7 protein-coding genes are annotated in these 6,218 nt (G+C 73.2%); 5 read left to right on the forward strand and 2 right to left on the reverse strand.

The window, feature by feature from the left end; translation table 11 throughout:
* Positions 1-19: 19 nt before the first annotated feature.
* Complete coding sequence (locus ACWDX9_RS58030; protein WP_449971880.1) at positions 20-625, reverse strand: histidine kinase; 606 nt, start codon at positions 623-625, stop codon at positions 20-22.
* Between the two features lie 217 nt (positions 626-842).
* Here ACWDX9_RS58030 and ACWDX9_RS58035 point away from each other — a divergent pair, with 217 nt between their 5' ends.
* Genes ACWDX9_RS58035 through ACWDX9_RS58055 form a run of 5 tightly spaced genes read left to right on the forward strand, consistent with a single transcriptional unit; the run spans position 843 to position 5,383 of the window.
* A complete protein-coding gene (locus ACWDX9_RS58035; RefSeq protein WP_449971883.1) occupies positions 843-1,346 on the forward strand; it encodes an EF-hand domain-containing protein in 504 nt (167 codons plus the stop codon).
* 38 nt (positions 1,347-1,384) lie between these two features.
* Complete coding sequence (locus ACWDX9_RS58040; protein ID WP_449971885.1) at positions 1,385-2,818, forward strand: class I adenylate-forming enzyme family protein; 1,434 nt, start codon at positions 1,385-1,387, stop codon at positions 2,816-2,818.
* The gene (locus tag ACWDX9_RS58045; RefSeq protein WP_449971887.1) at positions 2,805-3,635 is read left to right on the forward strand and encodes an SDR family NAD(P)-dependent oxidoreductase; all 831 of its coding nucleotides are present in this window, start codon (positions 2,805-2,807) and stop codon (positions 3,633-3,635) included. The genes ACWDX9_RS58040 and ACWDX9_RS58045 overlap by 14 nt, the downstream gene beginning before the upstream one ends.
* Positions 3,632-4,816 carry an FAD-dependent oxidoreductase gene (locus tag ACWDX9_RS58050; protein WP_449971889.1) on the forward strand — a complete coding sequence of 395 codons (1,185 nt, stop codon included), beginning with the start codon at positions 3,632-3,634 and terminating at the stop codon, positions 4,814-4,816. The genes ACWDX9_RS58045 and ACWDX9_RS58050 overlap by 4 nt, the downstream gene beginning before the upstream one ends.
* 24 nt (positions 4,817-4,840) lie before the next feature.
* On the forward strand, positions 4,841-5,383 hold the full coding sequence (locus ACWDX9_RS58055; RefSeq protein ID WP_449971892.1) for a hypothetical protein: 543 nt from the start codon (positions 4,841-4,843) through the stop codon (positions 5,381-5,383).
* On the opposite strand, the gene mltG is transcribed toward ACWDX9_RS58055, so the two are convergent.
* A complete protein-coding gene (gene mltG, locus ACWDX9_RS58060; protein ID WP_449971894.1) occupies positions 5,370-6,095 on the reverse strand; it encodes an endolytic transglycosylase MltG in 726 nt (241 codons plus the stop codon). The two genes, ACWDX9_RS58055 and mltG, sit on opposite strands and share 14 nt — an antisense overlap.
* Between the last annotated feature and the right edge of the window lie 123 nt (positions 6,096-6,218).

Below are 6,218 nucleotides of genomic sequence, written 5' to 3' on the forward strand. Positions count from 1 at the left end.
ACTGTAGTTCTGTAGTGTGCTATTCAGATCGGTCGGCCAGGCCGCGCACCGCCCGCCGCTGCTCCGTGGGCAACTGGCCCACCTCCAGCGCGGCGGCCCGCACGGAGACCAGGCTGAGCAGGTGACCGAGCGAGTCGTGCATGTCGTGGGCGATGCGCAGCCGTTCGCGGAGCCGTTCCTGCTCGGCGACGAGGGCCTTCTCCCGGCGCAGGTGCTCGCGCTCCTGGGCCATGTACCGGCCGGCCAGCAGCGGCAGCGCGGTCAGCAGGGCGACGCGGGCCAGGGTGATCCACGGATCCTGGTCGCCGGGGGAGCGCTCCTCGACCAGCAGGAGAACGCACACGTACGCGGTGAAGGCGCCTGCCGTCACGACGACGTCCCGGCGGGTGGAGATGCGCTGCCCGGCCTGGAAACCGGTGCAGGCGAGCAGGGCCAGCGACGCGCCGGTGAGCACCGCCAGGGCCAGCGCCGCGAGGAAGGACGCGAACGGCAGGCGGTCCGCCGCCGCCATGGTGAGCACGTACGCCGCGGCGTACGCGGCCAGCGGCAGCCCCTGCGTCCCGTCCAGCCACAACAGCGCCGTGTCCGCCGCCACGACCGCGGCGACAAGCGCATACCTCGACATGAGTCCTCACCTTACTCATCGCCACCGTCGTCAACTTCGCCGCCAACCCCGATCTGCTACACAGGGTTGTGTGATCGTGGCTTAGGGTAGTTGCAGGGTTGTCGACCCCCAGTCGACGGTCCCCATCCCTCACCTGTCGCGGCACCACGTCGGGGCAGGACCGGCAGACCAGTCGATCACGTGATCACCGGGATCACGAACCGAAGGGAGAACCCCCATGTCCCTTTCCGCCACGGACCGCCTGCGGATGCGCTTCGACCTCCTCGACGTGAATGGCAGCACCACGCTGACGTCCGCCGACTTCGAGCTCTTCGCCTCGCGCGTCTGCCGCGTGCTGGGCGTGCCCGCCGGCTCCCCCAAGGCCGAGGCGCTCTCTGAAGGGTGCCGGCTCTTCTGGGAAGGGCTGGCCGAAGCCGCCGACCGCAACCAGGACGGGCAGGTGACCTTCGAGGAATATCGCGCGTTCTCCCACGCCGACTCCTGGTTCGACGAGCACGGCGAGGCGTACGCGGCGGCGGTGTCCACCGTCTGCGACCTGGACGACGACGGCCTCATCGAGCGCGACCACTTCCTCGGCCTCCACAGCGCCGGGGGGTTCCCGCTGACGTACTCGACGAAGCTCTTCGACGACCTGGACGGCGGCGGGACCGGCCAGGTGAGTACGGGCGGTTTCGCCGAGTTCCTGCGGAAGTTCTACACCAGCGCCGACGACCTGATCTGACGAGCCGATCCCGGTAGAGGAGACAGGACCGCGCTCTCATGCTGGTGTGCAGCGATCGTACGGTGAGCCGTGCCGAGTTGACCGCGCTGGCGGACGGACGGGCGGCCAGGCTCGCGGCCTGCGGGATCGGACGAGGCGATCTCGTCGGGCTGTGCCTGCCCAACGGCTGCGAGTGGGTGGTGACGTACCTGGCGCTGGCCCGGCTCCAGGCGTGCTGCGTGCCGCTCAACGCGGCGTCGGCCGTCGCGGAGATCGCCCATGTGATCCGCGACTGCGGGATGCGCGCGCTGTTCGTGTCCGCCGCCCGGGCCGAGGCGCTGGCGGAGACGTACGCGGACCAGGTGCTGCTCTGCCCGGACGGCGCGATCCCCCGCGACTGGATGGCACCGGAGCGCGGGCCCAGGCATGCGGCGCCGGCCGGTGCCGCATGCCTGGCCTACACCTCGGGGACGACGGGGTCGCCCAAGGGGGTGATCCAGACGCGGCGGGCGGTTCGCGCGGGTGGCGACAACCTGGCGGCACGCCTGCGCCTCGGGCCGCGGGACCGGGTGGTGACGGCGCTGCCACTGGCGCACACCTATGGGACGAACGTCATGAACGCGGCGCTGGGCAGCGGCGCGGGCCTGATCCTGCTGGAGCGCTTCGACGTGGAGACGATGCTGGAGCGATCGGCCCGGCACGCGGCGACGGTGGTGGCGGGCGTGCCGACGATGTACCGGCGGCTGCTGTCCGAGCCGGCGGGACGGATGCCCCGCTCGCTGCGGTGCGGCCTTTCGGCCGGCCAATGCGCCGGGGAGGAGCTGGCCATGGCCTGGGAGGACCGCACCGGCGCCCCGTACGTGGAGGGATGGGGGATGACGGAGCTGGGCGGCATGGCCACGCTGGCCGCGCCGGAGCTGGCCGGCCGCCACGGCACGGCCGGAACGGCGCTGCCCGGCGTCCGGCTGCGGGTGGAGGCGGGCGGGCACGTGGCGCCGCCCGGGGTGCAGGGCGAACTCCAGGTGCACGGTCCGATCGTCACCCCCGGCTACTGGAACGCGCCCCGGCAGACCGCCGCGGCGATCGGCGTGGACGGGTGGCTGCGGACCGGCGACGTCGGCGTCATCGCCGCCGACGGGCGCGTCCGGATCGTCGACCGGATCAAGGACGTCGTCCTGTGCGGCGGCTACTCGGTGTTCCCCGCCGAGTTGGAACGTGCCATCCGCGGGCATCCGGCGGTTCGTGACGTCGCGGTCGCCGGGGTGCCCGATCCGGTCCTGGGCGAGATCCCGTGCGCGTGGGTGGTGGCGGAGCAGGGGGCCGCCCCCGCCTCCGAAGAGATCATCCGGCACTGCCGGGCACTGCTGGCCGCCCACAAGCTGCCGCGCCGCGTGGTCCTCGTCCCCGGCCTGCCGCTCACCGCGAACGGCAAGGTCGACAAGCGTGCCCTGACCTTGACGACCTCCGGAGGAAATCCGCATGTCGCTGAATGACCGGCTCGGGCTGCACGGCCGCACCGCGCTCGTCACCGGGGCCTCGCGGGGCATCGGCGCGGCCGTCGCCCAGATGTTCGCCGCCGCGGGTGCGGACGTGGCCGTGCTGGGGCGCTCTCGCCAGGACCTGGAAGGGGTCGCCGCGACCGTACGGTCACACGGCCGCCGGGCCGTGGTGGCCGAGTGCGACGTCACCGACGCGGCCCAGATCGAGACCTCGTGCGCCGCCGTCGAGGAACGGCTCGGCACGGTGGACATCCTGGTGAACAACGCGGGCGGGCCCGTCTTCCAGGCATCGGTGCTGGACGTCCGCGACGACGGCTGGGAGCGGGTGCACAACCTCAATCTCACCAGCGCCTTCCGCTTCGTCCGGCGGCTGGCGCCGGCGATGGCCGAACGGCGCCAGGGGGTCATCGTCAACATCGGGTCGATCGCGGTGGCCCGGCCCTGGCCCGAGATCGCCGCCTACGGGGCGGCCAAGGCCGGCCTGCGGCACCTCACCCAGACCCTCGCGGGCGAGCTCGGGCCCCAGGGGGTGCGGGTGAACGCGGTCAGCCCGGCGTGGATCGACACCGCGGTCAACCGCGCCTACGTCGCCGACCCCGCGCTGTCGGAGTCGGCCCTGGACCTGGTGCCGCTGGGCCGCTGGGCGAGCCCGGACGAGGTCGCGACGGTGGTGACGTGGCTGGCCTCGCCGGCGGCCTCCTTCGTCACCGGGGCCGACATACCCGTCGACGGAGGCTTCGCGGTGGCCATGCCCTCACGGGCGCGGGCCGCGCTGAGCAGGGTACGTCCGCCCGAGGGGGCCAGGTCGTGATCGACGGACCGCTCATCGTGGGCGCGGGCCCCGTGGGGCTGTCGGCCGCCCTGCTGGCGCGCGCCCGGGGACTGCCCGCCCACGTGCTGGAACGGCTGCCCGAGACCGTGCCCAAGCCCGGCAGCCGGGCGATCTTCCTGCACCGGCAGACGATCCAGACCCTCGCGACGGCCTCGCCCGTCCTCGCCGACCACTTGGTGAGGGAGGGCCTGGTGTGGCCGGGACGCCGGACGTACTGGGCCGGGCGAAGGGTCCATCACCGCCACTACGAACCGGTGAGTCCCAGGCTCGCTCCGTTCGTCAGCCTCCCGCAGCCCAGAGTGGAAGAGCTGCTCCGCGAGGCGGCCGTGCGGGCCGGCGTCAGCTTCTCCTGGGGCGCGCCGGCCGACGACGTGACCCTCCTGGACACCTCCGTCCTGATCCGCGCGGCCGACGGCAGGCAGTGGCACTCCGCGTTCGTCGTCGCGGCGGACGGGGCCGGATCGATCGTGCGGCGCCGGCTGGGCATCCTGATGGACGGCGACGCCGGCGGCAACGCGTTCGTCGTCGCGGACATCGCCGACGATCCCGCCCGGCCGCTGCCCGCCGAGCGGATCTTCCACTACCGCCATCCGCGGGCCGCGGGCCGCAACGTGCTCATCATCCCCTTCACCGGCGGCCACCGCGTGGACCTGCAGTGCCGCGCCCGTGACGATCCCGCGGCGCTCGCCGCCGACCCCTGCGCCTGGCTCCGGCCCCTGCTGCCGTCCGGCCACGCCTGCGAGGTCACCTGGTCCTCCCACTACCTGTTCCGCCAGGCGGTCGCGGAGACCTTCACCAAGGGCCGGGTCCTGCTGGCGGGGGAGGCCGCGCACCTGTACGCGCCGTTCGGCGCGCGCGGGCTCAACTCCGGCGTCGCCGACGCGGCCGCCGCCGTCGACGCGATCGTCGAAGCCGGCATCGGCCCTGAGGCCGCCCTCGGCGCGCTCGCCGAGTACGACCGGGTGAGGCGGGCCGCCGCCCAGCGCAACCGCGCGGCCGCGGGCAAGGCGCTGGCCCACCTGACCGCCGCCGGCCCGCACCGCCAGGCCGCGCAGCGGGCCGCCGCCCTCGCCGCCCGGGTGCTGCCCCGCGCCGGGACCTGGCTCGACAGCAAACCCTTCGGACCGCGCGACGCCGGGATCCCCGGCAGCCTCTACTGAACGTTCGTCCCTGCGAGGTTCCCCATGATGCCCCGAACGATCACGCCGCAGCCCGTCGGCGTCGAGATCTTCACCGACCCCCGGACCCAGGCCCTCCTGTCCCACACCGGCAGCACCACCGGTCGGCTCGAACGCCTCCTGGACGAGCGCGTGGACGTCCACACCGTGGAGGTGTCCCGCGCGGCCGTGGACCGGACCTGCCCCGAGGCCGCCGCGCCGCTCGGCCTGTCGGCCGAGGCTCCCGTCCTGGTCCGCCGCACCACGCTCGCCGTCGCGCGCCACCAGGTCTCCCGCAACCTCGTCCTGGCCCCGCTGGGCCGGCTGCCCTGGGCCGAGCGGCTGCTGAGCACGTGCGCCGCTCCGCTGGGACGGCACCTGCCCGAACCGCATGAGCGCCATCCGCTGGGACTCGGACTGGACTCGTGGGGCCCCGGCCGCGCCGCCGTCTCCCGGTGGTACCTCATCATCGACCCGGACAGCGCTCAGCCGGCCCTTTTCATCCGGGAAACCTTCAATCCAGACCTTTTCGACCCCGCGACGACCGGCGGGCCGGTCAGCTGCCCTTGAGATTTTTGCGGTGCTCCTCGACCAGTGCGGCGTACTCCGATTCGGTGGTGGCGAACTTCATGATGCGATTCTTCGGGTCGATCGCCACGAAATAGCGCCAGGTGCCGCGCGCCGGGTGCAGCGCGGCCCTGATCGCCTCGGCCCCGGGGTTGCCGATGGGGCCGGGCGGCAGGCCCGGACGCCGGTAGGTGTTGTACGGCGACGGGCTCCGGACATCCTTGAGCGTCGCCTCGACACCGTACTTGTTCAGGCCGTACAGGACCGTGCTGTCGACCTGCAGGAGCATTTTCCGGTCCAGCCGGTTGTGGATGACCCGGGCGATCTTGGGCATGTCCTCGTCCCTGCCCGCCTCGGCCTGGACGATGCTGGCGATGGTCACGATCTCCAGCGGCGTCCTGCCGGCCCGCCTGGCGCCGTCGACCAGGTCGGCGGCCTCGGCGGCGGCCTCGAACCGGGCCACCATCGGCCGCAGGATCTCGGCCGGGCTCGCGGCGGGGGAGAACTCGTAGGTGCCGGGGAAGGCGAACCCTTCGAGCTTCCGCCCGGCATAGGACGGCAGGCCGAGCGCCGTACCGTCCTTGGCGGCCCGCTCGAACGCCGCCACCGGCCTGCCGGTGAGCTGCGACAGCTGCTTGAACAGCTGTGAGAGCCGCATCCCCGCCGCCACGTTGACGGTGACCCCCGCCTGGATCGAGACGGCCGGGCGCGGCACGTCGTCACCGGGGGCGCGCGCCGACAGTTGCTGGCACGTCCGTCATCGAGATCGCGTCGATACCGGGCACCCTGGACAGCCGGGAGACGGCCTGCAGGATCCGGTCCCGCGTCTGCGTTCGAT

Source organism: Nonomuraea sp. NPDC003201 (assembly GCF_053590415.1).

Coding starts and splice junctions, on each gene's coding strand:
- ACWDX9_RS58030 (WP_449971880.1), bottom strand. CDS start 625: ATGTCGAGGTATGCGCTTGTCGCCGCGGTCGTGGCGGCGGACACGGCG.
- ACWDX9_RS58035 (WP_449971883.1), top strand. CDS start 843: ATGTCCCTTTCCGCCACGGACCGCCTGCGGATGCGCTTCGACCTCCTC.
- ACWDX9_RS58040 (WP_449971885.1), top strand. CDS start 1,385: ATGCTGGTGTGCAGCGATCGTACGGTGAGCCGTGCCGAGTTGACCGCG.
- ACWDX9_RS58045 (WP_449971887.1), top strand. CDS start 2,805: ATGTCGCTGAATGACCGGCTCGGGCTGCACGGCCGCACCGCGCTCGTC.
- ACWDX9_RS58055 (WP_449971892.1), top strand. CDS start 4,841: ATGATGCCCCGAACGATCACGCCGCAGCCCGTCGGCGTCGAGATCTTC.